The sequence below is a fragment of the Bradyrhizobium sp. USDA 4503 genome, assembly GCF_054055815.1.
Window position 1 is genome coordinate 5,487,558 of the sequence record NZ_JBSRXS010000001.1, and the last position, 24,324, is coordinate 5,511,881.

Consider the following 24,324-nt stretch of genomic DNA (forward strand, 5'->3'; position numbering starts at 1 on the left):
CGATGTTCACGTACCAGACGACCGACCGGAAGGAAGCCCGGCGCTTCCGCATGGCCCAGTTCAACGGCCGGACCGCCACCATACGGTCGGCCGGCGCGATCGTCACGGGACGCGTGCGCGCGATCGTCGAAAGCAGGTCTGGCGCGACCGCGGCATGGGTGGTCACGATCGTTCCGGATGAACCGAAGGCATCCGCGACGGCCGCGCGGCTCGCACCGCGCCTGTGCTTCGCCGCGGAAGACGATTTCTGAAAAGACGATTTCTGAGAACCGGGTCCTAACGAACCGAACACCGCTCAGAGCCCCATTCCGATGGAATCGGAACGGGGCTCTGGTTTTCAGTTTTGACGCGTCTTCTTTGCGCGAACCACTTCGCTTGAAATCGCTCTATGCGGAATGCAGCAAGGCCTTGCGGACGAGATCGGCGGTGTTGCGCGCGCCGAGCTTGCGCATCGCCTCGGCGCGATGGCTCTCGAACGTGCGCGGGCTGATGTTCATCCGCAGCGCACCCTGCTTGTTGGAATAGCCGTCGCTGATCAGGCTTAGCACTTCACGCTCGCGCTTGGTCAATGGCTTGCGGCCGGCTTCCGGTGCGAACACGACATCCGGCGGCCGGGAGCCTGCCGGCTTGTCGTCGCCCGGCGGCTTGAGGTCTGCGGCCGGGACGGCATTGGGATAGAGGTCGGAAATCTGCTTCAGCATCGCGGACACGCGCTCGGTCTGCTCGAGCGCGTTCTCGATCACCTGCCGCAGATAGACGCCGTTGCCGGGCGCGTGCGCGAATTGCTGACTGTGCTGCTTGAGTTCGTTCATATAGAGCAGCAGCGCCGTCACCGGCCCATTGAACTGCCGGACGATCGCGGCACCGGCGTCCGCCTGCGGCCGCGGCCCTGCGGGTCCCTGAGTGTCAAGCGACTGCGGCTCGAGCGTCGCGGTTCCACCCGTCCATGCCGGAAGGCGCGCCTCGGCTCGGTTGTCATGTTGCGTCATAAGTATGGTTTACCAAAGGTGAACTTGTGGCCGCGTTAACATGGGGCTCCGTAGAACTACGGGTGACGCAACTGTGACCTCGGTCCCCGACCTGCCAAGCAGGCGCAGGTTACCGCTGATTTGGCAACGAATCTCGCATATTTGAGTCGAATTACAGTATTCTTACGGGACGGATGGGCGAGGCTGCTACCGGCGGGATTCTCCGCCGGGCATCGACCTTCAACGGTTCGGGCAGCCATTTCCGGCCCCCCTGGTTCCGGATTGAAAAAGGCCGGAATTCGCGGCCCGGCGCCTCAGGGGCGCCGGAGCCGAAGGAATTTCTGCAGGAACCGCCCCGAAAGAACGAACCTGAACCACCAATACGCCATTCGCCGGGTCGTCATCGATCATCCCTCTGGGCATCGGGATGGCCCCGGCATACCGCACGCGGGCGCGCGCACCTATGAGACGGTTCACATCAACCGAGAAGCGTCGGGCAGGCACCGGATCAGGCGAATGTCAATTTACAGCCCCGGCAGGCGTCGCGATGATCGCCGCCTCTCGATCAGCAATAAGGGCGCGGCCATGAAGCGAGGGCGGAACGGATCCTGGATTTCCTTGATGTCGATTGCGGCGCTCGCCGCGGCACTGCTGCTTAGCGCAGGCGCGCAGGCCCAGACCCCGCCGACCAGCGATGCAACGCCGACGCCCGACACCGCGGTCATGCTCACCATCTTCTTCAAGCATGATCAGTCACGACCGCTCGGTGAGCTCAATGCCCAGCTTGAGCGGCAGGGCTTCTACAAGGCGTTTCCGCCCGAGGGTGTCGAGGTCGTCAGCTGGTACGTGATGATGGGGATCGGCCAGGTGGTGACGCTGCGGTTGCCGGCATCGCGGCTGCGCGAGGTCAACCGCGTCATCGAGAACAGCGCCTGGGGCGCCTACCACACCGAGTTCTACCCGACGTACGACTACAAGGCGGTCGGGATCGGCAATCATGAAAAAGCAAAGCAGTAGCGGGTCGCATCGAGACCGATGCCGGGAGTCAGGGCCGCGCGCCGGACTTGCCGGTTTTGGCCGAAGACCAGGCTAGCGATTGGATCCGATCCACCGCCTATGCGTGAGCCCGCGAGCGCTGGCTCAATCGCTTTGCCAGTGTCCGCAAATCCTCGGCGCGCCCGCTGCAAAGCAGGCGGCTGAATTCGTCAGGATCGATGGAGGCAGGCGGAAAATCGGCTGGTTTGCGTGCGGCCCGACGTAGCCAGGTCAATCGGAAGAGACGCTTGAGCATCTTCATGGTTGTCAGCCCCGATGAGCGTCATTGTTAAATCGCGGCAATGAAATTTGGTTCCACACCTTGTGGTCGCCCGACGCAAAATTTGGTTCAACGCCGTCAGGCGAACAGCGCCTTGCGCTTTTGCACGCGCGCAATGGATCGCCGCACCGCGGCCTGATCGAGTGATCCATCCTGCACCGCACCCGCGACCGCCGCGGCGATGCCGGCCATCCCCTGCTCCTGGTCGAACAGATTGTTGCCGATGCAGATCATGTCCATGCCGGCGGCGATCGACTGCAGGCTGGCCGCGCTTGTGCCGAGCGCCTTCTGCAGCCCCTGCATCTGCATGTCGTCGGTGATCAGCAGCGTCTCGGGCAGACGACGGCGAAGCCGGCCGAGCCCGGCCGATGACAATGTCATCGGACGCTGCGCGTCCCACTGCCGGACAATGGCGTGGCTGACCAGCACCGCATCGCCATAGGTGCGCGGCGCCAACGCGTAGAACAGCTCCTCCTGCTCGGGACGCAGCGCATCGGAAATGTCCATGAACTCCAGGTGCGAATCGACGCTTGCACCGCCGATGCCCGGAAAATGCTTCAGGCAGAGGCCTACTCCCGCCTGCCGCGCCGCAGCGTCGACCAGCCGGGCATTGGCCTCGACCTCACCGATATCGGGCGAATAGGACCGCTTGATCCTGCCGATGTTGGGATTGTCGGGATTGTAGTCGACGTCGATGACAGGCGCGAAATTGTAGCGGATGCCGAGCCGGCGCAGCTCGCCGTAGCTTGCGGCCAGCACCGTCTGCTTTTCCGCGCGCGCGAGCAGGTTGAACTCCTTCGCGCTCGGCAGCGGCTGAAAACCGCAGCTGTCCTTGAGCCGGCGCACCAGGCCGCCCTCCTGGTCGATGAAGACCAGCGGCCGCGACGGCAGCGCCGCGATCTCGGCGCAGAGCGACTGCACCTGCGCGGGCGAGGCGATGTTGTTGTCATACTGCCGGGTCTGGCAGGAATAGTCGAACAGGATTACCCCGCCGAGCCCGAACTGCGCGGCAAATTCCTTCAGCCAGGGCGGAACGACCTTGCCGTAAAAGCCGAGAATGAAGAGTTCGCCGACGGACATGGCCGCTCGATTCAGTTGCCGCATGGAATCAGCCGCACCCGATAGAATAGCACGCTGCGGCGGCGGTAAGAATATGACGCAGCTTGCCGCTCGACTGCGTTCCCCGTGCTCGCATCACTATGTTAAGACACGCTGGCGGGCCTCGGTCGCCCGCCACGACACAAGGACTTTCGGAAACCGCCCATGACAGCAGCTTACGTCCCGCAAATGGCTCTTTACCGCCAATGGCTGAAGCAGACGCGCGGCCTTGAATTTGCGGATTTCGAGGCGATGCGGCGCTGGTCGGTCACCGATATCGATGCCTTCTGGCAGAGCGTGTGGGATTATTTCGACCTGCACTCGCCGACGCCGCATTCGGCGGTGCTGGCCGAGCGCAAGATGCCGGGCGCGGTGTGGTTTCCCGGCGCTTCGGTGAACTACGCGCGCCAGGTCTTCCGCCACGTCGCGCCGGCGCATGCCGCAGGCCTGCCGGCCCTGATCTCGAGTGGAGAGGACGGCAAGCTCTCGGAGACGAGCTGGCCCGAGCTGCAGCGCAAATCGGCAGCGCTGGCGCTGCATCTGAAGGCCAACGGCGTGCGCGCCGGCGATCGCGTCGCCGCCTACTTGCCGAACATTCCCGAGACGATCATCGCGTTCCTCGCGACCGCGAGCCTGGGCGCGGTCTGGAGCGTCTGCGCGCCTGACATGGCGGCACCCGCGGTGATCGATCGCTTCAAGCAGATCGAGCCGAAGGTGCTGATCGCCTGCGACGCCGTGACCTATGCCGGCCGCCGCCACGACCGGCAAGGTGTGATCGAGGAATTGCGGCGCGCGCTGCCGACCGTGCAGCATGTCATCCTGCACAGCGACGCCGCGCCGTCCGAGACGCGATTGTCAGCGATCCTCGCGGGCCGGAGCGCGGAGATCGACGCCTTCGAGCCGGAATGGCTGCCGTTCGATCATCCGCTCTGGATCGTCTATTCCTCAGGCACCACCGGATTGCCGAAACCGATCCTGCACAGCCATGGCGGCATCATCGTCGTGGCGCTGCCGCTCTCGACCCTGCACAACGACATCGGCTGCAGCTATCAGCCAAACTCGTTCGGCGAACGCTTCCACTGGTACTCTTCGACCGGCTGGATCATGTGGAATTGCCAGGCCAACGGCCTGCTCAACGGCACGACCTGCTGCATTTTCGACGGCAGTCCCGGCGGCACCAAGGACAAGCCCGACTGGACCACGCTGTGGCGCTTCGTCGCCGACGCCAAGGCCACCTTCTTCGGCGCAGGGGCGGCGTTCTTTGCCAATTGCACCAAGGCGGAAATCGATCTCGCTGCCGTCGGCGACCTCTCCGGCCTGCGCACGCTCGGCTCGACCGGCTCGCCGCTCAGCGCCGACACCCAGGCCTGGTTCAACGAGCGCTTCGCCGCGCTTGCGAAGCACAACGGCAACGCCGCGCAGGCCGATATGTGGTGGGCCAATATTTCCGGCGGCACCGACTTCGCCGGCGCCTTCATCGGCGGCAATCGCGAATTGCCGCAGACGCCGGGCATCATGCAATGCCGCCTGCTCGGCTGCGCGGTGGAAGCGTTCGACGAGCAGGGCCGCGCGGTGATCGACGAGGTCGGCGAGCTCGTCTGCACCGAGCCGCTGCCCTCGATGCCGCTGCGCTTCTGGAACGATCCCGGCAATGCGCGCTACCTTTCCAGCTATTTCGAGACCTACCCCGACAATTTCGACGGAAGTGGCCGCGGCCCGGTGTGGCGGCATGGCGACTGGCTCAAGATCAACCCCGACGGCTCCTGCGTGATCTATGGCCGCAGCGACGCCACCATCAACCGCCATGGCTTGCGGATGGGCACCAGCGAGCTCTATTCCGCGATCGAGGCGCTGCCGGAGGTGCTGGATTCGATGGTCGTCGACCTCGAATATCTCGGCCGCGACAGCTACATGCCGCTGTTCGTGGTGCTGCGCGAGGGCATCGCGCTCGATGCCGCGATGAAGGCGAAGATCAACAAGGCGGTCGAGGCCGGGCTGTCGCGCCGCTTCCTGCCCAACGACATCTTCGTGGTGGCGGAAATTCCGCGCACGCTGTCCGGCAAAAAGCAGGAGCTGCCGGTCAAGAAGCTGCTGCTCGGCCACCCCGTCGAGAAGATCATCAATCGCGATGCGATGGCCAATCCAGGATGCCTCGACTGGTATCTCGATTTTGCAAAGAGTTATCTGAGCAGGCAGGCCGGCGCGGCGTAACGGCCGCTGAATGCCACTCGCGTTTGGGATTTCACGACATGCCTTCACCCAGCTACATCGACCCGCTCAACGGAAAGCTCTATCCGCTGGATATCCCGCGCTGGTGCTCCGACGAAGGCAAGCCGCTCCTGATAACGCCGCTGCCGGGCATCTCCCGCGACGACATCGATCGCACGACGCGGTCGCTGTGGCGCTATCGCGCGGCGCTGCCGGTCGAGATCAGGCGGCCGATCACGATGGGCGAAGGCTGCACGCCAGCCGTCGAGAAGGCGTGGGATGATCTGCGGCCGCATTTCAAGCTCGAATGGTTCAATCCGACCGCAAGCTTCAAGGATCGCGGTACCACGGTGATGCTGTCGTTCCTGCGCCAGCTCGGCGTCGATGCGGTGCTGGAGGACTCTTCCGGCAATGGCGGCGCGTCGGTCTCGGCCTATGGCGCGGCCGGCGGCATGCGGGTCAGGATCCTTGCGCCGGCGACGACGTCGCCGATGAAGGTGGCGCAGATGCACGCCTTCGGTGCCGAGGTGCAGCTGGTCGAAGGCCCGCGCGAGGAATCCGAGGCAGAGGCGATCCGCCAGTCGAAGCAGATCTTCTACTCCAGCCACAACTGGCAACCGTTCTTCCTGCAGGGCACCAAGTCGCTGGCCTATGAGATCTGGGAAGATTTCGGCTTCACCGCGCCCGACAATGTCATCATGCCGGTCGGCGCCGGCAGCAGCCTGCTCGGCTGCTATATCGGCTTCAAGGAACTGCTGGCGGCCGGGCAGATCGCGCGCCTGCCGCGCCTGTTCGCGGCGCAGCCGCTCAACTGCTCGCCGGTCGATGCCAGCTTCGCCGCCGGCGTCGACACGCCGGTCGATCGCGCGGTCCGCAAGACCATCGCCGAGGGCACCGCGATTAAGCATCCGCTGCGGCTGAAGCAGATGATCGCGGCACTGAAGGAGAGCGGCGGCGGCACCGTCGCAATTCCCGAAGACGGCATCGTCGCCGCGTTGAAGCGGTTGGCGCAGACCGGTCTGTTCGTCGAGCCGACCTCGGCCTCGGCCGCCGCCGCGCTCGATGTCCTGAAGGCGTGCGGCGCGATCCGGCCGGCGGAGCGCACCGTCGTCATCATCAGCGGCACCGGGATCAAGGCGGCGGGGCTGATCACGGAGCTGCTCGGAGCGAGCTAGCCTTTAGCACGCTCCGATTGGCTGTCCCTATCCCGCCTTGCGCAGCCTCAGGGATTCGTAGAACGCGGTCTCGAAATTGATGTAGCCGATAAAGGACGTCGGATCGCCAAACGGCAGGATCTGCGTCGCCCAGTATCCGCCAAAACCGTTCTGCCGATCGATCCAGTAGAACAAATTGGCGAGCCCAGCCCAGCCGAGCGCGCCGGCGGGGCGGCCGGTCGGAGCCTGCTCCTCATTGATCATGAAGCTCAGCGCCCAGGATTTCGACTGACCGGGGAAGAACTCGGCGTCGTTGGCGAGCGAGGTGATCACGCCGGTGATCGCGGTGACCTTGTTGTTGCCGAGATGGTTCTTCTCCGCCATCCGCACGGTCTCCGCCTTCAGGACCCGCCCATGCTCGCCGGCGCCGTCGTTCAGCCACATCCGGATGAATCGCATGTAGTCGCCGATCGTGCCGTAAAGCCCGTGGCCGCCCATGTGGATCTCGGGATTGGCCGGCAGCTCGAAATCCATCGGCGTGAGTGAGCCGTCGGCGTTGCGGGCGTGGATGCCGGCGAGCTTGCGACGCATCGCGTCGGTGAGCTCGAACGTCGTGTCCATGATCCCGAGCGGCTCGAAGATCCGCGTCCTGAAGACCTCGCCGAGCCGCCTGCCGGCGATGGCCTCGACGATCTGGCCGCACCAATCCATGTTGGTGCCGTATTCCCAGCGCTCGCCTGGATCGAACAGCAGCGGCGTCATCAGCGAAGCCTTGGATGCCGTGATGACGCTGGGCTGCCCCTTCTCTTGCGCCAGCCGGTTATAGGTGTGATTGATGAAGTCGTAGCTCAGACCCGCGCTGTGGACCATCAGCATGCGGGTGGTGATGTCGCGCTTCGGCGGACGCAGCCGCGGCTCGCCCTTGTCGTCAAAACCCTCGATCACCTGGAGCTTGCCGATGTCGGGCGCGTAGGTCCTGGCGGGTGCGTCGAGATCGAGCTTGCCTTCCTCGACGAGCTGCAGGACGGCCGTCCCGGTGATCGCCTTGGTGGTCGAGAAGATCGCGAACACGCTATCGGCCGTCATATCGGCGGGCTGGTCGAGGCGGCGCTTGCCGGCGGCACCTTCATAGATGTTGCGATGGCGGTCGGTCACCATCGCAACGACGCCGGGAACGCGCGGGTTTGAAGTCACGACTCCGTCAAGGATTGCATCGGCGGCTGCACTGAAATTCGTGCTCATTGTCTTCCTCCTGTGTTTTGTGATGTTGACCCGCGCAGCCCGGATTACGCTTCGCTCCATCCGGCTACGCGGTCGAAATGCGGTCAGCCCTACTGCGTGGCAAAACCGCGATAGCCGCTCGCGGCGACCTCATCGCATTTCTGGCGATAGGTGCCGACACCGCCGCAATAGGACAGCACCCGGCGCGGCTTGCCCTCGACATTGGAGCCCAGGTACCAGGAGTTGGTCTTGGCGATCAGCGTTGCGTTGGCGGTCTCATCGTGATGCGCCACCCACTGATCCTCGGTATCCCTGGTCGGCTCGATGACGTTCAGGTTCTTGCCGCGCAAATATCTGATGCAGTCGGCAATCCACTCCACCTGCTGCTGCAGGCAGGTGGTCATGTTGCAGAGTGCGGCCGAGGGCGCGAGCGGCACCGCCGTTGTGAACAGATTCGGATAGCCATGGACCTGCAAGCCCATCGTGGTGCGGATGTCCCTGCCCCAATCGTCCTTCAGCGATCGCCCGTCGCGGCCGCGGATGTCGATCCGCGTCAGCGCTCCCGTTCCGGCGTCGAAGCCGGTCGCCAGGATGATGACGTCGAACTCGTGCACCGTGCCGTCGGCGGTCTGGATGCCCTCAGGCGTGATGCGGGCGATCGGATTGTTCTTGACGCTGACGATCTCGACATTGGGCCGGTGGAAGGCCTCGAGGAAATTGCTCTCGAGCGGCACCCGGTGCGTGCCGAAGCCGTAGTCGGCGGGAATCAGCTGTTCGCACAGCTTGGGGTCCTTGATCCGCTCGCGCATCTTCTCGCGGACGAATTCGGTGATCTCGGCGTTGACGGCTTCGTCGAAGAACAGTTCGGCGAAGGACGAGACCCACAACTTCAGGGATCCGTCGTTCCAGCAGTCCTCGATCACCTCGCGGCGCTGCTGTGGCGTCAGGTCGGCCCAGGCGTGCTCGAAGTCGAATTCGAATCCGGTGAACGTCTTCGGCAGCCGCTCGGTGAGGAATTTGAACTTCGACTTGTAGGCCTCGGCATCCGACGCGTCCCATTTCGGGTTCTTCATCGGGATGATGTATTGCGGGGTGCGGATGAACACCTTGAGGTGGCCGACCTCACCGGCGATCGACTGGATCACCTGGATCCCGGTCGCGCCGTTGCCGACCACGCCGACGCGTTTGCCGGCGAGCTCGATCGGCCCCTTGGGCCAGCGCGCGGTGTGGAACAGCTCGCCCTTGAACGTCTCCTGTCCCGGGAAGGACACGTGCGGGGCCGAGAGCATGCCGCAGCAGGTGACGAGGAACTGGGTATCGATCACGTCGCCCTGGTCGGTCGCGACCAGCCAGCGTTGCGTCGCCTCATTGAAGTGCGCGCTCTTCACCGTGGTGCCGAACTGGATGTCCTTCCTGAGGTCGAGGCGGTCGGCGACGTAGTTCAGCCAGCGCTCGATTTCCGGCTGGCCCGGGAAGCGCTCGCTCCAGCTCCAGCCTTTGTAGAGCTCCTCGGAGAACAGGTACTGATAGGTGTGGCCTTCGGAATCGAAGCGCGCCCCGGGATAACGGTTCCAGTACCAGGTGCCGCCGACGCCAGACCCGGCATCGATCGCCTTCACGCTCAGTCCCTGCTCACGCAGGCGGAACAATTGATAGAGACCGGCGACGCCGGCGCCGACGACCACGGCGTCGAGCTTGGTCGTTGCATGCGCACCATTGCTTCCATTCGACCTTGTGACGGTCTCGGTCATGGTTTCCTCCTGTGTCTGGCTTCTCGCACGCACCTTCCCACCCGCGGTGTCGCCGGATGATGGTGCGTTGCGTCAATTTGGGTTTCGGCCGTTCGCGTTGTCGCCGAAACGCAGAGCAGGCTACGGGCCGTTCGGCCGCGCGGCTTGGATGAAACCGACAATCTCTGGAACGCGACCGTGCAATCGAGCACCAGCCGTTGGTCGGCTTGGCAAATGGCGAAAGCGGCCTATTCTGCGCTCAGCCGTCCGGCCAAGAACAAGCGGTCAACCGCGCCACCAATCCCAGGGAGGAGGCTCACGCGATGGGCCAGTTGATCACGGTCGAGGAGCTGCCGCGCTACGCTCCCGGCGAGATGAAGCTGGATAGTTTGTCAGTCGGGAGAAGCGATTTCCGGCTGCGAATTTTCCGCTATGCGCCGTCGGACATCTGGGTCCCGCCGTCGGCAAACTTCCTCCTGGTGCTCTATCGCGACGGCGTCACGTCGATGAACCGCCGCGTCACCGGCACATGGAAGCAGGATCAGGTCGGTCGCGGCGTCACGTCGCTCATGACGCGCGCCGAGCCGTCAAGCTGGCATTGGAACAACGACATTGAGGTCAGCCATTTCTACATCTCCCCTGCCCTCATGACGAAGACCGCGAGCGATGCCTTCGACCGCGACGCCGAAACGATCGAGATTCACGACCTGCTCAAGGTCGAAGACCCAATGCTGACCTGGATCAACGATCAAATGGTCCAGGAAGTCGCCGCGGGCGGTCCCGGCGGACGCCTCTGCTATGATGCGCTGGCGCTGCAGGCGAGCGTGCACATCCTGCGGAAATATGCGGCGATCGAGTTCAAGATGCCCTGCGCGCAAGGACGCTTCCGCCCGGCGCATGCCCGGCTGATCGAGGACTATATCGAGCAGAACATCTTCCGGAACATCACGCTGGAGGAGCTCGCGAACATCTGCAATTGCACGCCGGTCCAGTTCGCCCGCAAGTTCCGCGTGCATTACGGCATGCGGCCGCACGCCTATGTCCTGCGGCGCAAGGTCGAGCATGCGTGCCAGCATCTGCGCAAGGACCGCGTCGCGCTGAAGGAGATCGCGCTGCTCGCCGGCTTCGCCGATCAAAGCCACCTCAATCGCGTGTTCCGGCAGCACATGAACGTGACGCCGGCGGAATACCGCCGGCAGGTCTGCGAGCACACCGTCCAGGCATGAGACCGAGTCTGCGACGGACTCACACTGGCGGCGGATTGAGGCGCGCGAAGCCTTCCTGGATTCGGTAGGGATAGTAGGGATAGGCCGGCATCACTGCGCTCGCGCGGTCGAGACGCGCGATCTGGTCCGGCGAGAGCGACCATCCGACCGCGCCGAGATTGTCGCGCAACTGCGCCTCATCGCGGGCGCCAATGATTACGGACGACACGCTCGGCCGCGCCAACAGCCAGGCAATCGCGATCTGCGGCACGCTGCGGCCGGTCTCCGTGGCGACCGCGTCCAGCGCGTCGACGATCGCGTAAAGCTTCTCGTCGTCGACCGGCGGCCCGAACTGCGCGGTCTCGTGCAGGCGGCTGTTGGTCGGCAATGGCTGCCCGCGCCTGATCTTGCTGGTGAGGCGGCCCCAGCCGAGCGGGCTCCAGACCAGTGCGCCGACGCCCTGGTCGAGCGCGAGCGGCATCAGCTCGGATTCATAGTCGCGGCCGACCAGCGAATAATAGACCTGGTGCGCCACATAGCGCGGCCAGCCGTGCCGCTCGGCGGCACCGAGCGATTTCATCAGATGCCAGCCGGAGAAATTCGAGGCGCCGACATAGCGCAGCTTGCCGGCGCGCACCAGCGCATCGAGCGTCGACAGCACTTCATCGACCGGCGTGAAGGCATCGAAAGCATGAAGCTGCAGCAGGTCGATATAGTCGGTGTTGAGCCGGCGAAGCGCGGCGTCGACCGCGGCGGCCAGGCGATATCGCGACGTACCGGCATCGAGCGGGCCGTCGCCCATCGGCAGGCCGGTCTTGGTCGAGATCAACACCTTGTCGCGGCGGCCCTTGATCGCGGCGCCGAGGATCTCCTCCGACGCGCCGTTTGAATAGACATCGGCGGTGTCGAACAAATTGACGCCGGCCTCGAGGCAGATGTCGATCAACCCGCGCGCCTCGCTGGCGTCGCTGCGGCCCCAGGCCGAGAACAGCGGCCCCTGGCCACCGAAGGTGCCGGTGCCGAAGCTAAGCACGGGGACCTTCAGGCCGGATGCACCGAGATTGCGGTATTCCATGGTCATGCTCCCTTGATCCGATTCATTCCGCCGGGCACTGCGCGGCGAGCGCGATCGGCCGATCGAGGCGCAGGCTCCACAGCGCGAGCAGCAGGCCGATTGCAGTGATGACGGCGGCCACCAGCGGCAGCGCGCCGAGGCCGAGGCCGCGATCGATGGTGACGCCGCCGGCCCAGGCGCCGAGCGCGTTGCCGAGATTGAACGCCGCGATGTTCAGGCTGGAGGCCAGCGTCCGCCCTTCGACGCCGGCGGCTTCGAGCACGCGGAGCTGCAGCGGCGCGACGGTCGCGAACGCGGCGATGCCGAGAATGAACAGCAGCACGACCGCCAATGCCTTGATCGAGACGACCGCCGTCAGCGCGACGAGCACGGCGGCGAGGCCGCCGAGCGACACCAGCAGCGCCCGCGCAAGTCCCTTGTCGGCGAGCCGTCCGCCGGCGACGTTGCCGATCGCAAGGCCGGCACCGAACACCAGCAGGATCGGCGACACCGCGGCGTCGGAGAATCCGGTGATCCGCGTCAGGATCGGCTGCACATAGGTGAAGACCGCGAACAGCCCGCCGAAGCCGAACACCGTCATCGCAAGTCCGAGCAGGACCTGCGGGCGGCCGAGCACGGCGAGCTCCTCGCGCAGCGGCGCAGGCTTGTCGTTGGCGCCGACATGGCCGGGGACCAGCACCGCCAGCACGATGAACGCAATCACGCCGATCGCGGCCACCGCCCAGAACGCCGCGCGCCAGCCGAGCATCAGCCCGAACCAGGCGCCGAAGGGCACGCCGAGCAGGGTCGCAACTGTGAGCCCGATGAACATCGTGGCGATCGCCGACGCGCGCGTGTCTTCCGGGACGAGGCTTGTCGCCACCACGGAGCCGACGCCGAAGAAGGTGCCGTGCGCCAGCGAGGTGAGAATGCGTGCCGCCATCAAGAGCCCGTAGCTCGGCGCCAGCGCACACGCTGCGTTGCCGAGCGTGAAGATCGCCATCAGCGCCAGCAAAACCGCCTTGCGCGGCATCCGCCGTGTTGCCAGCGTCAGGATCGGCGCGCCGACGAATACGCCGAGCGCATAGCCGGAGATCAGCAGGCCAGCCGCGGATACGGATACCTGCATGTCGGCGGCGACTTGCAGCAGCAGTCCCATGATGAGGAATTCGGTGGTGCCGATACCAAAGGCACCGGCGGTCAAGGCAAGGACTGCAGCAGGCATGTGTCGCTCCGGACAAAAAGGATCCGCAAAGCGAGATAGCGGTCCGGGCGGGGAAGGATTAGAATGACCGCAATCCAATCATTTGTGACTTGAATTCAAGATGGCCCGCACAGATACCAACCGCTCCGGCGAGATGGACGTATTCGTCCGCGTCGTCGATCTCGGCGGCTTCACGGCTGCCGCGAACAGCTTGCGCCAGACACCGTCCGGCGTCAGCAAGCTGGTCTCGCGGCTTGAGACCCGGCTCGGCACGCGGCTGGTCAACCGCACCACGCGCAAGCTGCAGCTCACCGAGGAAGGCCAGGCGTTCTATCAGCGCGCCCAGCGCATCCTCGCCGATATCGACGAGGCCGAACGCGAGGCCGCCTCATGCGTGCCGCGCGGCCATCTCACCGTGAACAGCAACATCCCGTTCGGCATGCTGCATGTGATGCCGCTGCTGCCGCGCTTCATGCGCGAACATCCCGATATCACGCTCGACATCGTGCTGACCGACACGCTGGTCGATCTGATGCAGGCGCGCGCTGATGTCGCGATCCGGGTCGGCCCGCTCGGCGCCTCGCGGCTGATCGCACGCAAGCTCGGCACCAGCCGCATGGTGGTGGCCGCCGCGCCGTCCTACCTCGCGCGCTTCGGCACGCCGAAGACGCCGGCCGACCTCGCCGCCCATCGCGGCATCGGCTGGACCTTTCCGCGCAGCATCCGCGGCTGGCCGTTTCGCCGCGCTGAACGGATCGAGGAAGCGCTGCCGCCGCCGGTTGCCCGCGTCAGCGACGGCGAAGCCGCGCGCCAGCTCACGCTCGGCGGTATCGGGCTCGGACGATTGGCGCTGTTTCACATCGGCCCCGATATCGAGGCCGGGCGCCTGGTGCCGGTGCTGCAAAATCTCAATCCCGGCGACCGCGAGGACATCCACGCGGTCTATGTCGGCCATGCCGGCCCGCTGCCGGCACGGGTCCGCGCTTTCATCGATTTTCTTGCGCAACACATCCGCATCGGCGATCCCTCGCTGCGGCGCGGCGCCGATGGAAAATGGAAGGTCGTGGGCGACAAGTGAGCATTCGATGACGCACGAGCCCCCGGCCTTTCAGTCCGTCACCGAAACGATCCGCATCGCTGCCGAGCCAAGGCAGGTGTGGGACGCGATCATGGACTCCAAAGCGGGCGAGAGATGGCGCAACGCGCATTTCAGGACCGATTGGCGGATCGGCGCGCCGATCGAGATCGAGGCGGAGATCGGCACAAAGCGCTATCGCGACAGGGGGCCGCGTCCTCCATGTCGAGCCGCCGATGCGGCTCGAATACTCCTATTGGTCGCAGGTCTCCGGCCTGCCGGATGTTCCGCAATCCTATGCGACGATCACGATGACGCTCGTGCCTGACGGCGGCGAAACGGTGCTGACCGTCACCCAGCAGGTGCCGCCTTCGCCGACCCGCCGCGGAAGCGGCTGGGAAATCGGGCCTGACTCAGGCGCCAAGCATGTTTCCTTCTACTGGCGCATGACGCTGCCGCGCCTGAAGCAGGCGGTCGAGCAAGGACGCGCCGCGCAATAGCGTGGTCTAGATCCGCTTCAGCAAGAAGAGCTGCGTGACGTAGGGAAACACCACTTCGTCGGCGTCGCCGAGACCGGCTTCGCGCAGGATATTGTCGGTTTTGTCGCGCAGGATCGCCTTCTCCGCATCGGGCAAATTGGCGACATAGCTCGTCGATGCGATGCGCTCGAAGACGTCCTGTCGCTTCATCCGGTGCGGATGGTCCTGCACGATTTCCCTCTCAAGCACGAAGCGCGGGTCCTTCAGGATCCAGCGCCAGCGTCCGGTCCGCTGCCGGGGCGTGTCGCCCGCATAACCCTCGATCATGACGGACAACGCGTCGACCCACGGCGTGCGGTCGTCCCTGTTGTTCCAGACCAGCGCAAGCGTCCCGCCGGGATGCAGCAGTCGCGCGATCTCGGCAACCGACGCCTCGTTGTCGAACCAGTGAAACGCCTGGGCGCAGGTGACGAGGTCGACGCTGCCGGTATCAAGATTGATCGCATCGGCGCGCGTGTTGATGACCTCCACCCCGGCTTCCCTGGCCAGCCTGGCCGACATCTCGGCGACGGGCTCGACCGCGACCAGGCGCGCAGTCGCGGGCAAATGCTGCAGCAGCAGGCGGGTGAATTTGCCGGTTCCGGCACCGAGGTCGACGGCACAGCGCGCGGCCGCAAGCGGCAGCGCGGCGACGATCTCCGCAGGGTAGCTCGGCCGGCCCGCCTCGTAGGCGGCGACCGCGACACGATAATTCTCGGCAGTGGGGTTCAGTGTCATTGTTGCTTCTCCTGCGCGCCAACCATCCGCGGTGCGATCCGCGGAACGGTATAGAGCAGCGCCTGCACAGGACTGGAAGAGCGCGTCGATTCAAAATTCGCTGAAGATCTCTCACCTTTGCGTCAGCCCCGCAGCTCCACTGCTCCGACAGTCCGCGATGGCGGACGCGGTCTGTCGCGCTTGTGCGGGACAAGCCCGATCCCTCCCCCGCACCGGAGCGACCATGCAGCGATCCAGGGCAGTCTTCATCACGGCTATCGTCTACGCCCTGATCGGCCTGGTCCTCGCGGGCGGGGGCATTTGGCTCGCCGCACTAGGTGGATCGCCCTTCTACATTGTCCTCGGCGTCGGCATTCTCGCCACGGCTGCGCTGTTGCTGGCGCGGCGCCATCAGGCGCTCTGGCTGTTTGCGATCGTGCTGCTCGGCACGCTGGCGTGGGCCGTCTATGAGGTGCGGTTCGACTGGTGGCCGCTCGCGGCGCGTGGCGACATCATCTTCCCCATGGCGCTTTGGCTGCTTACGCCGGTGATCGTTCGTGCCCTGACACGAAGCGGGCCGGTGCCTTACATGCGCGCGACGGCGCCACTCTGGATCGGCGTCGTCGCTGCTGCGGCGGTGCTCATCGCCGGGCTGCTGTCCAGCTATCACGACATCAACGGCACGATTGCCGAGTCCGGCTCTGCCGTGCCGCAAAGCGAAGCCGACCCGCAGCCGGACGGCGACTGGCGCGCCTATGGACGCACGCAGTTCGGACAGCGCTATTCGCCGCTGAAGCAGATCACGCCTGACAATGTCGGCAACCTCAAGGTCGCCTGGACCTTCCGCACCGGTGACGTGAAGACACCAGACGATTCCGGGGAGACGACCTTCGAGGTCACCCCGATCAAGGTGCGCGACACGCTCTATCTCTGCTCGCAGCACCAGGTGCTGTTCGCGCTCGACGCCAAGACCGGCACGAAGCGCTGGCGCTACGACCCCAAGCTCGTGCACAACAAGACGTTCCAGCACATGACTTGCCGCGGCGTCTCCTATCACGAAACCGCGCAGGGCGCCGTCGACTCTGGCGGCAATTCGGCGCCGGCCGAATGCCCACGGCGGATCTTCCTGCCCGTCAATGACGGCCGCATGATCGCGCTCGATGCCGACAGCGGCAAGCTCTGCGATGGCTTCGCCGATCACGGCATCCTCGACCTGCAGCAAGGCATGGGGATCAAGACCGCCGGCTTCTTCGAGCCGACGTCGCCGCCGGTCGTCAGCGACAAGATCCTGGTCGTGGCCGCCGCGGTGATCGACAATTATGCGGTCGAGGTGCCGTCGGGCGTGATCCGCGGCTTCGATGTCTATACCGGCAAGCTGGTTTGGGCCTGGGATTCCGGCGCGGCGGACGAGAACGCATTGCCGTCGCCGACGCGTCATTACACCAACGGGTCGCCGAATTCCTGGATCACGGCCTCGTTCGATCCGAAATTGAATCTGGTCTAAATCCCGACCGGCAACAACGGACCTGACATCTGGGGCGGCAATCGCGATGCGCTGGTCGAGCGCTATTCCAGCGCCATCGTCGCGCTTGACGTCAACACCGGCAAGAGCGTCTGGTCGTACCAGACCGTGCATCATGATCTCTGGGACATGGACGTTCCCTCGCAACCGAGCCTGGTCGATGTGACGACGGCCAAGGGCGTCGTTCCCGCGCTGATCCAGCCGACCAAGGTGGGCAACATCTTCGTGCTCGACCGCAGGACCGGCGAGCTGATCGTGCCGGCGCCGGAACGCGCGGTGCCGCAAGGGCCCGCGCCCGGCGACCGCTCTGCAGCGACCCAGCCGTTTTCCGAACTGACCTTCCGCCCGGAGGCGAAGCTGACCGGCGCCGACATGTGGGGCGGCACGATCTTCGACCAGTTGCTGTGCCGGATCATGTTCCACCGCTTGCGCTACGAAGGCACCTTCACGCCGCCCTCGTTGCAGGGCACGCTGGTCTTCCCGGGCAATCTCGGCATGTTCGAATGGGGCGGCATCGCGGTCGATCCTGTCAGGCAGATCGCCATCGCCAATCCGATGTCGTTGCCGTTCGCCTCCAGGCTCATTCCGCGCGGTCCGCTCAATCCTCCGGCGCCGACGGCCGAGAAACCGGTCGGCAGCGAGGTCGGGGTGCAGCCGATGTACGGCACGCCGTTCGGCGTCGGCATCTCGAGTTTCCTCTCGCCGCTCTCCGTGCCGTGCTACCGGCCGCCATGGGGCTCGATGGCCGCGATCGATCTGAAGACGATGAAGATCGTCTGGCAGCATCCCAACGGCACGATCCGGGACACCACGCCGCTGCCGCTTCCATTCAAGATGGGCGTGCCGATGCTGGGCGGGCCGATCACCACCGCCGGCGGCGTTGCGTTCTACACCGGGACCTATGAGTACACGATCCGGGCCTACGATGTGCGCAACGGCAAGGTGCTCTGGGAGGATCGACTGCCGGCCGGCGCCCAATCGACGCCGATGAGCTACGAGGCTGGCGGCAAGCAATACGTCGTCACCGCGGCCGGCGGCCACGGCTCGTTCGGCACCAAACGCGGCGACTACGTCATCGCCTACGCGTTGAAGGATTGAGCCGCGTCATTGAGGCCGTCATCTTCCTTCCCCCTGAAAGGGGGAAGGTCGGGATGGGGGTAGCCGCAGGCAATGCTCTCTGCGGAGGGCGCGGATCCCCACCCGCTTTGCTCTGGCGAGCAAAGCGACCTCCCCTTCCGGGGAGGTGGAACTGGCCCAGCTGGATAGCGTCCAGACGGGTTGGCAAATCCGGCCAAAGCCGCTAAAGGTCCGCCCCCTTTCACAGACAATCCGAGCATGACATGTCGAGCGCCCCGCCCGCCGTCTCGATTGGCGTCGATTTTGGCACCAGCAACACCGTGGTCGCGCTGTCCGACGGCGACGGCCGCGTCGAGGCTGTTCGTTTCGACCACGGCGGCCGCACGCATAGCGTCTATGTGTCCGCGCTGTGCTTTTGGGAGGAGCGGCCGGGCGCGGGCCTGCATCCGCGCGCCGAGGGCGGCCCGTGGGCGATCGAGCAGTTCCTCGAGGGACGCACGATCCATCGCTTCATCCAGTCGTTCAAGACGTTCGCGGCAAGCTCGGCCTTCAACACCACCCAGATCTTCCGGCAACGCTACAAGTTCGAGGACCTGCTTGCGGCGTTCCTGCGCACGCTGACGCGGCATGCCGGCGAAGGATTCGACTTGGGCGCGCCGACCATCATGGTCGGCCGTCCGGTGAAGTTTGCCGGCGGCAATCCCAATGACGAGCTGGCGATGCAGCGCTACCGCGCTGCGTTCGAACGGCTCGGCGCCGGCCATGCGCGCTATGTCTACGAGCCGGTCGGCGCGGCGTTCTCCTTCGCACGCACACTCGACCACGATGCCACGGTGCTGGTCGCCGATTTCGGCGGCGGCACCAGCGACTTTTCCGTGATGCGGTTCTCGCGCAAGGGCGGCGTGCTGCGCGCCGAACCGCTGGGCCACGCCGGCATCGGCATCGCCGGCGACACCTTCGATTACCGCATCGTCGACCACATCGTCTCGCCGCGACTCGGCAAGGGCACCAGCTACCGCTCGTTCGACAAGGTGCTGCCGATCCCCAATCACTATTATTCGAGCCTCGCCCGCTGGCATCAGCTCGCGATGATGCGGGGCAATGGCGATTTGCGCGAATTGCAGCAGCTCGCGCGCACCGCGCTCGATCCGGCGCCGCTGCACGATTTCATCACCATCGTCGACCACGATCTCGGCTTCGCGCTTTATCGCGCCGTGTCCGACACCAAGGTCGCGCTGTCGAGCCGCGACCGCGTCGAGTTCCGCTTCGCCCGCGAAGGCATCGATATCGGCGCCACCGTGACGCGCGACGATTTCGAATCCTGGATCGCCGACGACATCGAGCGGCTCGGCGCGACGGTGGACGAGGCGCTGGCCAAGGCGGGCATCACCGCGCGCGACGTCGAGAAGGTGTTCCTGACCGGCGGCACCTCGTTCGTGCCGGCCGTGCAGCGGCTGTTCGCCGAGCGCTTCGGCGCGGCACGGCTGACTTCGGCGGATCAATTCGAATCGATCGCCTACGGCCTCGCTTTGATCGGCCACACGCCCGATCCAGACCGCTGGACCTTCGCCGAGGCCGCGTGACGGCTTGCTTCGCGCCTTGATCCCGGCTCAATAGACGACTACATCACGCCAATCATCAATCCACGAGGATGCCGACGGCCATGGATTTCACCCTGACAGCAACGCCCATCAGCCTTGCCCTCGGGGATATTCATGCCTGCATCGATCGCGCTTTCTCACCTGACCCTGTCCGCGCCTGACGGCCGGGTTCTCCTTTCCAATGTCGATCTGAATTTCGGACCTGAACGCACCGGCCTTGTCGGCAGGAACGGCGTCGGCAAGACGACGCTGCTCGGCCTCATCGCGAGGGTGCGCACGCCGCAATCCGGCACGGTCTCGGTTCAGGGACGCGTCGGGATGCTGCATCAGACGGTTCAGCTAAAGCCGGATGAACGCGTCGTCGACCTGTTCGACGCGCGCCGCGCATTGGCCGCGCTACGTCGTGCCGAACAGGGCCTTGCGAGCTCCGAGGAGATTGCCGACGTCGACTGGACGCTCGATACGCGCATCGCGGCCGCGCTCGAGCGCGTCGGACTGAGCGATGCACTCGACGCGCCGCTGGCAGCGCTGTCCGGCGGCCAGGCCACCCGGGCGCGCCTCGCCGCCCTGACCTTCGCGCAACCCGACTTTCTGCTGCTGGATGAGCCGACCAACAATCTCGACCGCGCGGGACGCAAGGCGGTGATCGACCTGCTCGCCGACTGGCGGCAAGGCGCCATCATCGTCAGCCACGACCGCGAACTGCTGGAGACGATGGATGCGATCGTCGAACTGACATCGCTGGAAGCCAGGCGGTACGGCGGCAATTGGAGCCAGTATCGCGCACGCAAGGCCATCGAGCTGTCGGCGGCACGACGCGATCTAGCCGATGCCGAGAAGCGCGTCGCCGAGATCGACCGTAACACAAGAGAAGCCAACGAACGGAAGGCGCGCAAGGACGGCGCGGGTGCAAGGAAGCGCGCCAAGGGCGATCTGCCGCGCATCGCCGCCGGGCTGCGCAAGGACCGCAGCGAGGACAGCGGCGGCGAGAACGCCCGCCTCGCCGAACGACGGCGGACGCAAGCGCTCGAACTTGCCACCGCGGCGCGGCAACGCATCGAGGTGCTGCAACCGTTCGCGGTGCAGCTGCCCTCGACGCATCTGCCGGCGAGCAGGATGGTGCTGCGGATCGACGCGGCCGATGTCGGCTACAGCGCGGACGCGCCGACCCTGCGCGACGTCACCTTCTCCATGTCGGGTCCGGAGCGCGTCGCGATCACTGGCCCCAACGGCGCCGGCAAGACGACGTTGCTCAAGCTCGTCAGTGGCGAATTGACCGCGGCGCGCGGCACCGTCGAGGTGATGACCCGATTCGCGATGTTCGATCAGGCGGTCAGCCTGCTCGATGCCTCGGCCTCCATCCTGGACAATTTCCGGCGCATCAATCCGGATGCCGGCGAGAATGCCTGTCGCTCGGCGCTGGCGCGATTCATGTTCCGTGCCGATGCCGCGCTGCAGCCCGTTGCGAGTCTCTCCGGCGGCCAGTTGCTTCGCGCCGGTCTTGCCTGTGTGCTGGGCGGCGTGAGGCCGCCGCCTTTCCTGATCCTCGACGAGCCGACCAATCACCTGGATATCGAGTCCATGGAAGCGGTCGAGGCCGGCTTGCGCGCCTATGACGGCGCGCTGCTGGTCGTCAGCCACGACGAGGCCTTCCTCGAGGCCATCGCGATCACGCGCAGACTGGATCTCGCGTCGTGGAGGTGACGCGGAGCGCGGAGCAATTGCCATTGCGCAATCAATGTTCGAACGGCGAAGATTGATCAGGAAATGAACAGCCGAGCACGCGTCGCCTTGGGGTAGGTCGTAAGGCGCGGTGCTCGGCTGTCAGGCCGCGCGGCGGTGCGGCCATCCCGCCAGCCTCGCTTGTCCCCAAGCGCGAGGCCGTCGGAGCTGAATCTGGTCTGTTGCTAAATCCGCGCCGTCGAATGAAGCGCGTTTCTCCAAAGGGCAAATGCGACGAAGCCAGCGAGCAACAAAAAGCCGCCACCGGCCGCGATCAAGACATGCGCGAGCGTCATCTTGGAACATCCCAATTGAAAGGCTTCATGCGGAGCGATATGCGCCGCAACCTGGCAATCAAAAGCACTTCAAAATTGATTTGCCCCGCCGGCCGCCGCCGGACAGCCCGAAAGGTGGCTGGCACTGCGCTCTGCCCGCCCTTCGATTTCAGAGCGATCGTCCAGCCACTCGGCTGTTGCCGCTCATCGTGCGGTTCGTCACACCGCTCAATGGCCACGAGGATAATCGATAAAACTTTATCGACAATCGAAAGGGAAAATTAAGGTTACCGGCGCGACCGCTCCAAGTTCGACCCCGGTGCCGACACCCGGTGACGATGGATGGGATCGTCGGGGTCAGCCTTCGGCAGGTGTCGATCGCGCCCGGTGGCCGCGGCTCCCACCAAAATATCGAAAACAACCCCATGCAAAGGAGCCGGCGGCCGCCGCTCCCGGCCTGCGTGGCGGTCAATTGGAGCAACATCCTCCGGACGAAAATTCGCAGGGCATGTCACGTTTCGACGCGCTGTCTTGTCTTGGCTTCTGCAAGGGCAGCAGCAGAGGACAGCATGCACACACTCGGAACCGGCGGTGGTCGCACCCTGATCGCAATCGTCTATCATAGCGCCTACGGTCATACCCGGCGGCAGGCGGAGGCCGTCAGGTCCGGCGTCCAGGATATCGATGGCGCAGAGGCGCTTCTGGTGCCCGTCGAGAACGTGGAACAGAACTGGGATCGGCTGATGGATGCGGAAGCGTTGATCTTCGGCACGCCCACCTACATGGGCGCCGCCTCCGCGGCCTTCAATGCCTTTCAGGAAGCAACTTCACGCGCGGTGATGTCCAAAGGCTATCGCTGGAAGGACAAGCTCGCGGCAGGCTTCACCAATTCGGGGACACACGCCGGCGACAAGCTGTCCACATTGATCCAGCTTGCATTGTTCGCCGCGCAGCATGGGATGCATTGGGGTCAATCTCGATCTGCCCCCGGGGAACAACTCCGCATCGGGATCGGAAGCCGATCCGAACAGGCTGGGGTTCTGGCTCGGAGCCGACGCACAGTCGAACACCGACGAGGGCGCGGACACCGCCCCGCCCGATTCCGATCTCGCAACCGCCCGCCACCTGGGACAGCGGGTGGCAAAGACGGCACTTCAGTTTGTACGCGGCCGTGACGCGGCCTCGGTGCCCGTTCCGGTGGCGTCGTGACAGATGCAGCTGAACCGTCAGCTGCCGAGATCTTCGCCGAGCTGCGTCCGCGCCTGATCCGGCTAGCCTATCGGATGCTGGGCTCGGTCGCGGACGCGGAGGATGTCGTGCACGACGCCCGGCTGCGCTGGCTCGCGTCTATTCTCGGCATGACGGATCCAGCCGATCATCAACTTTGGTCGTCATCACCGAACCGTCCGCGTCGAACAGGCCAACCGCTCCGCACGGTGAAGTCGAAACGTCGAAATCGAGCGGACCGCAAGTAATCATGCAATAGTCGTAAGCCGAACGTTGATCGTTTCCCATTAGAAACTGATAGTGAATCTGCATAAAATCGAATCGATGACGTCTGAAGCGGATTGGACTTATCATTGAATGTATTTGGACGCGCCGAATCCTTGGGTGGCCACCTGAATGGTCTCGACTGACACGTTTCAGAGTGACGGGGTCGAAGCGATAGAAGCTGATTGCGTCATCTCGAGCCTGGTATTCGACCCAGCCTATCGCAGACGTTCCGGCCACAAGTTGCGCCGCTTTCCGTATTTGGCCGCCCATCGGATGCAGCGCGAATTTAGGAATGGTAGCGCCCACCGTGAGAACGCATAGTTTGGGTCCACACGTTTCGAGCGGAGGATCCGATGTCAGCGCGCGCGCGACCGCCGCAATTGTGAGCGCTGCGCCGAGGGAGTGGCCCACAATCAGAACTTCATCAACTTCTGCGGCCCGAACCGTTCTTGATATCAGGTTCGCAAAAGCGCCGAGCCGCTCGTCAAGTTTGTTCTTCTGCCCGTAAAGAAATTGGTGGGAGAAAATGGCATCATCGAGAATGTGATTTATCCTACGCTTTGGTCCGATCCAGAGCATCGCGCCGACGAAGATGGCAAGCGACAAAGAAAGTCCAAGCAGTAATTCGATCCAAAATGTAGCGTGTATGAGCCTGATCACCAGATATGACAGCCCGAGGCTGCAAAATGCGATCAATAGCAAGCAGCAATATGGAAAGATGAAAAAGACAGCGTACTTCCAGCTCGCGATCGCATATCTAAATATTGTTCCCGTCACGATGAAGTCGAATAGCGCTTTCAAGGATTGAACGAGACGAGACACGAAGCCGGCTTTCGAATCGCACCGAATGAGATCATCCCAGCGGAGTATTTCGAAGGTGACGTGAGTTTTCCAGTTTGGCCCCCATGCTTCCAGGCTGCATGAAGCACTAATTGCAGACGTGTTCGATATCTCCGACAGCCGTGAAGAAGCGCCCCAAATCTTTTGGAAGCTCGAGAGCGAGCGCCGCAAGCGCTCGACCTGCTCTTCGGGGGTGATTGGATCGTAACCACCAATGTGAAAGACGTGCCGTCGTCGAATCATCCAGCAGCTCGAATTCTGTAAAGATATTGATCGGCGCTCATTCTGTAAGACGGAAATGCATGGACACTTTGGCGCTACTCCTC

At 64.5% G+C, this 24,324-nt stretch carries 18 protein-coding genes and 3 pseudogenes; 13 read left to right on the forward strand and 8 right to left on the reverse strand.

Annotated elements, in window-relative coordinates; all coding sequences use genetic code 11:
- The first annotated feature begins 2 nt into the window (after positions 1–2).
- Positions 3–251, forward strand: a complete 249-nt coding sequence (locus ACVMIH_RS26165; protein ID WP_076834575.1) for a hypothetical protein — start codon at positions 3–5, stop codon at positions 249–251.
- Between the two features lie 135 nt (positions 252–386).
- Here ACVMIH_RS26165 and ACVMIH_RS26170 read toward each other — a convergent pair whose 3' ends face one another.
- The gene (locus tag ACVMIH_RS26170) at positions 387–989 is read right to left on the reverse strand and encodes a helix-turn-helix domain-containing protein (RefSeq protein WP_229192800.1); all 603 of its coding nucleotides are present in this window, start codon (positions 987–989) and stop codon (positions 387–389) included.
- 600 nt (positions 990–1,589) lie between these two features.
- Here ACVMIH_RS26170 and ACVMIH_RS26175 point away from each other — a divergent pair.
- The gene (locus ACVMIH_RS26175; RefSeq protein ID WP_456854314.1) at positions 1,590–1,985 is read left to right on the forward strand and encodes a hypothetical protein; all 396 of its coding nucleotides are present in this window, start codon (positions 1,590–1,592) and stop codon (positions 1,983–1,985) included.
- A 376-nt stretch (positions 1,986–2,361) separates the two neighbouring features.
- Here the strand turns inward: ACVMIH_RS26175 and ACVMIH_RS26180 are convergent, their stop codons facing one another.
- Positions 2,362–3,363 (reverse strand): glycoside hydrolase family 3 N-terminal domain-containing protein, encoded by a 1,002-nt coding sequence (locus tag ACVMIH_RS26180; protein WP_076834579.1) that lies wholly within the window; start codon positions 3,361–3,363, stop codon positions 2,362–2,364.
- A 132-nt stretch (positions 3,364–3,495) separates the two neighbouring features.
- Here ACVMIH_RS26180 and ACVMIH_RS26185 point away from each other — a divergent pair, with 132 nt between their 5' ends.
- Together ACVMIH_RS26185 and ACVMIH_RS26190 are read left to right on the forward strand one after the other, a co-directional pair.
- Positions 3,496–5,592, forward strand: a complete 2,097-nt coding sequence (locus tag ACVMIH_RS26185) for an acetoacetate--CoA ligase (RefSeq protein WP_456866555.1) — start codon at positions 3,496–3,498, stop codon at positions 5,590–5,592.
- Positions 5,593–5,630: 38 nt separating this feature from the next.
- Positions 5,631–6,764 (forward strand): threonine synthase, encoded by a 1,134-nt coding sequence (locus ACVMIH_RS26190; RefSeq protein WP_456863959.1) that lies wholly within the window; start codon positions 5,631–5,633, stop codon positions 6,762–6,764.
- Positions 6,765–6,791: 27 nt separating this feature from the next.
- Here the strand turns inward: ACVMIH_RS26190 and ACVMIH_RS26195 are convergent, their stop codons facing one another.
- Complete coding sequence (locus tag ACVMIH_RS26195) at positions 6,792–7,985, reverse strand: methyl acetate hydrolase AcmB (protein WP_057020890.1); 1,194 nt, start codon at positions 7,983–7,985, stop codon at positions 6,792–6,794.
- Positions 7,986–8,074: 89 nt separating this feature from the next.
- The gene (locus ACVMIH_RS26200) at positions 8,075–9,715 is read right to left on the reverse strand and encodes a flavin-containing monooxygenase (RefSeq protein WP_057020891.1); all 1,641 of its coding nucleotides are present in this window, start codon (positions 9,713–9,715) and stop codon (positions 8,075–8,077) included.
- Positions 9,716–10,017: 302 nt separating this feature from the next.
- Between ACVMIH_RS26200 and ACVMIH_RS26205 the strand changes: the two genes are divergently transcribed.
- The gene (locus tag ACVMIH_RS26205) at positions 10,018–10,920 is read left to right on the forward strand and encodes an AraC family transcriptional regulator (protein ID WP_057020892.1); all 903 of its coding nucleotides are present in this window, start codon (positions 10,018–10,020) and stop codon (positions 10,918–10,920) included.
- Positions 10,921–10,939: 19 nt separating this feature from the next.
- Here ACVMIH_RS26205 and ACVMIH_RS26210 read toward each other — a convergent pair whose 3' ends face one another.
- Together ACVMIH_RS26210 and ACVMIH_RS26215 are read right to left on the reverse strand one after the other, a co-directional pair.
- Positions 10,940–11,974 (reverse strand): aldo/keto reductase, encoded by a 1,035-nt coding sequence (locus ACVMIH_RS26210; protein WP_456863962.1) that lies wholly within the window; start codon positions 11,972–11,974, stop codon positions 10,940–10,942.
- 22 nt (positions 11,975–11,996) lie between these two features.
- Positions 11,997–13,178 (reverse strand): MFS transporter, encoded by a 1,182-nt coding sequence (locus ACVMIH_RS26215; RefSeq protein ID WP_456863965.1) that lies wholly within the window; start codon positions 13,176–13,178, stop codon positions 11,997–11,999.
- A 100-nt stretch (positions 13,179–13,278) separates the two neighbouring features.
- Between ACVMIH_RS26215 and ACVMIH_RS26220 the strand changes: the two genes are divergently transcribed.
- Together ACVMIH_RS26220 and ACVMIH_RS26225 are read left to right on the forward strand one after the other, a co-directional pair.
- Positions 13,279–14,235: a LysR family transcriptional regulator gene (locus tag ACVMIH_RS26220; RefSeq protein WP_092090019.1), complete on the forward strand. Its 957-nt coding sequence runs from the start codon at positions 13,279–13,281 to the stop codon at positions 14,233–14,235.
- Positions 14,236–14,429: 194 nt separating this feature from the next.
- Positions 14,430–14,732 (forward strand): SRPBCC family protein, encoded by a 303-nt coding sequence (locus ACVMIH_RS26225; RefSeq protein ID WP_456866557.1) that lies wholly within the window; start codon positions 14,430–14,432, stop codon positions 14,730–14,732.
- Positions 14,733–14,738: 6 nt separating this feature from the next.
- Here the strand turns inward: ACVMIH_RS26225 and ACVMIH_RS26230 are convergent, their stop codons facing one another.
- Positions 14,739–15,488 carry a class I SAM-dependent methyltransferase gene (locus ACVMIH_RS26230; RefSeq protein WP_456863969.1) on the reverse strand — a complete coding sequence of 250 codons (750 nt, stop codon included), beginning with the start codon at positions 15,486–15,488 and terminating at the stop codon, positions 14,739–14,741.
- A 223-nt stretch (positions 15,489–15,711) separates the two neighbouring features.
- Here ACVMIH_RS26230 and ACVMIH_RS26235 point away from each other — a divergent pair.
- The 6 genes and pseudogenes from ACVMIH_RS26235 to ACVMIH_RS26260 form a co-directional block, all read left to right on the forward strand.
- A pseudogene (locus tag ACVMIH_RS26235) lies at positions 15,712–18,087 on the forward strand (glucose/quinate/shikimate family membrane-bound PQQ-dependent dehydrogenase).
- Between the two features lie 242 nt (positions 18,088–18,329).
- Positions 18,330–19,649: an Hsp70 family protein gene (locus tag ACVMIH_RS26240; RefSeq protein WP_057020897.1), complete on the forward strand. Its 1,320-nt coding sequence runs from the start codon at positions 18,330–18,332 to the stop codon at positions 19,647–19,649.
- A 132-nt stretch (positions 19,650–19,781) separates the two neighbouring features.
- A complete protein-coding gene (locus tag ACVMIH_RS26245) occupies positions 19,782–21,371 on the forward strand; it encodes an ABC-F family ATP-binding cassette domain-containing protein (RefSeq protein WP_057020898.1) in 1,590 nt (529 codons plus the stop codon).
- 221 nt (positions 21,372–21,592) lie between these two features.
- Positions 21,593–21,949 carry a hypothetical protein gene (locus ACVMIH_RS26250; protein ID WP_156436570.1) on the forward strand — a complete coding sequence of 119 codons (357 nt, stop codon included), beginning with the start codon at positions 21,593–21,595 and terminating at the stop codon, positions 21,947–21,949.
- A gap of 284 nt (positions 21,950–22,233) precedes the next feature.
- Positions 22,234–22,873: pseudogene (locus ACVMIH_RS26255) on the forward strand (flavodoxin family protein).
- A pseudogene (locus ACVMIH_RS26260) lies at positions 22,870–23,011 on the forward strand (sigma factor); the annotation flags it as partial. The pseudogenes ACVMIH_RS26255 and ACVMIH_RS26260, both read left to right, overlap by 4 nt.
- Here the strand turns inward: ACVMIH_RS26260 and ACVMIH_RS26265 are convergent.
- The gene (locus ACVMIH_RS26265) at positions 23,012–24,241 is read right to left on the reverse strand and encodes a hypothetical protein (protein ID WP_057020899.1); all 1,230 of its coding nucleotides are present in this window, start codon (positions 24,239–24,241) and stop codon (positions 23,012–23,014) included. It lies immediately after the preceding pseudogene.
- Between the last annotated feature and the right edge of the window lie 83 nt (positions 24,242–24,324).

Coding starts and splice junctions, on each gene's coding strand:
- ACVMIH_RS26165 (WP_076834575.1), top strand. CDS start 3: ATGTTCACGTACCAGACGACCGACCGGAAGGAAGCCCGGCGCTTCCGC.
- ACVMIH_RS26170 (WP_229192800.1), bottom strand. CDS start 989: ATGACGCAACATGACAACCGAGCCGAGGCGCGCCTTCCGGCATGGACG.
- ACVMIH_RS26175 (WP_456854314.1), top strand. CDS start 1,590: ATGTCGATTGCGGCGCTCGCCGCGGCACTGCTGCTTAGCGCAGGCGCG.
- ACVMIH_RS26180 (WP_076834579.1), bottom strand. CDS start 3,363: ATGTCCGTCGGCGAACTCTTCATTCTCGGCTTTTACGGCAAGGTCGTT.
- ACVMIH_RS26190 (WP_456863959.1), top strand. CDS start 5,631: ATGCCTTCACCCAGCTACATCGACCCGCTCAACGGAAAGCTCTATCCG.
- ACVMIH_RS26195 (WP_057020890.1), bottom strand. CDS start 7,985: ATGAGCACGAATTTCAGTGCAGCCGCCGATGCAATCCTTGACGGAGTC.
- ACVMIH_RS26200 (WP_057020891.1), bottom strand. CDS start 9,715: ATGACCGAGACCGTCACAAGGTCGAATGGAAGCAATGGTGCGCATGCA.
- ACVMIH_RS26205 (WP_057020892.1), top strand. CDS start 10,018: ATGGGCCAGTTGATCACGGTCGAGGAGCTGCCGCGCTACGCTCCCGGC.
- ACVMIH_RS26210 (WP_456863962.1), bottom strand. CDS start 11,974: ATGGAATACCGCAATCTCGGTGCATCCGGCCTGAAGGTCCCCGTGCTT.
- ACVMIH_RS26215 (WP_456863965.1), bottom strand. CDS start 13,178: ATGCCTGCTGCAGTCCTTGCCTTGACCGCCGGTGCCTTTGGTATCGGC.
- ACVMIH_RS26220 (WP_092090019.1), top strand. CDS start 13,279: ATGGCCCGCACAGATACCAACCGCTCCGGCGAGATGGACGTATTCGTC.
- ACVMIH_RS26230 (WP_456863969.1), bottom strand. CDS start 15,488: ATGACACTGAACCCCACTGCCGAGAATTATCGTGTCGCGGTCGCCGCC.
- ACVMIH_RS26240 (WP_057020897.1), top strand. CDS start 18,330: ATGTCGAGCGCCCCGCCCGCCGTCTCGATTGGCGTCGATTTTGGCACC.
- ACVMIH_RS26245 (WP_057020898.1), top strand. CDS start 19,782: ATGCCTGCATCGATCGCGCTTTCTCACCTGACCCTGTCCGCGCCTGAC.
- ACVMIH_RS26250 (WP_156436570.1), top strand. CDS start 21,593: ATGAAGCGCGTTTCTCCAAAGGGCAAATGCGACGAAGCCAGCGAGCAA.
- ACVMIH_RS26265 (WP_057020899.1), bottom strand. CDS start 24,241: ATGATTCGACGACGGCACGTCTTTCACATTGGTGGTTACGATCCAATC.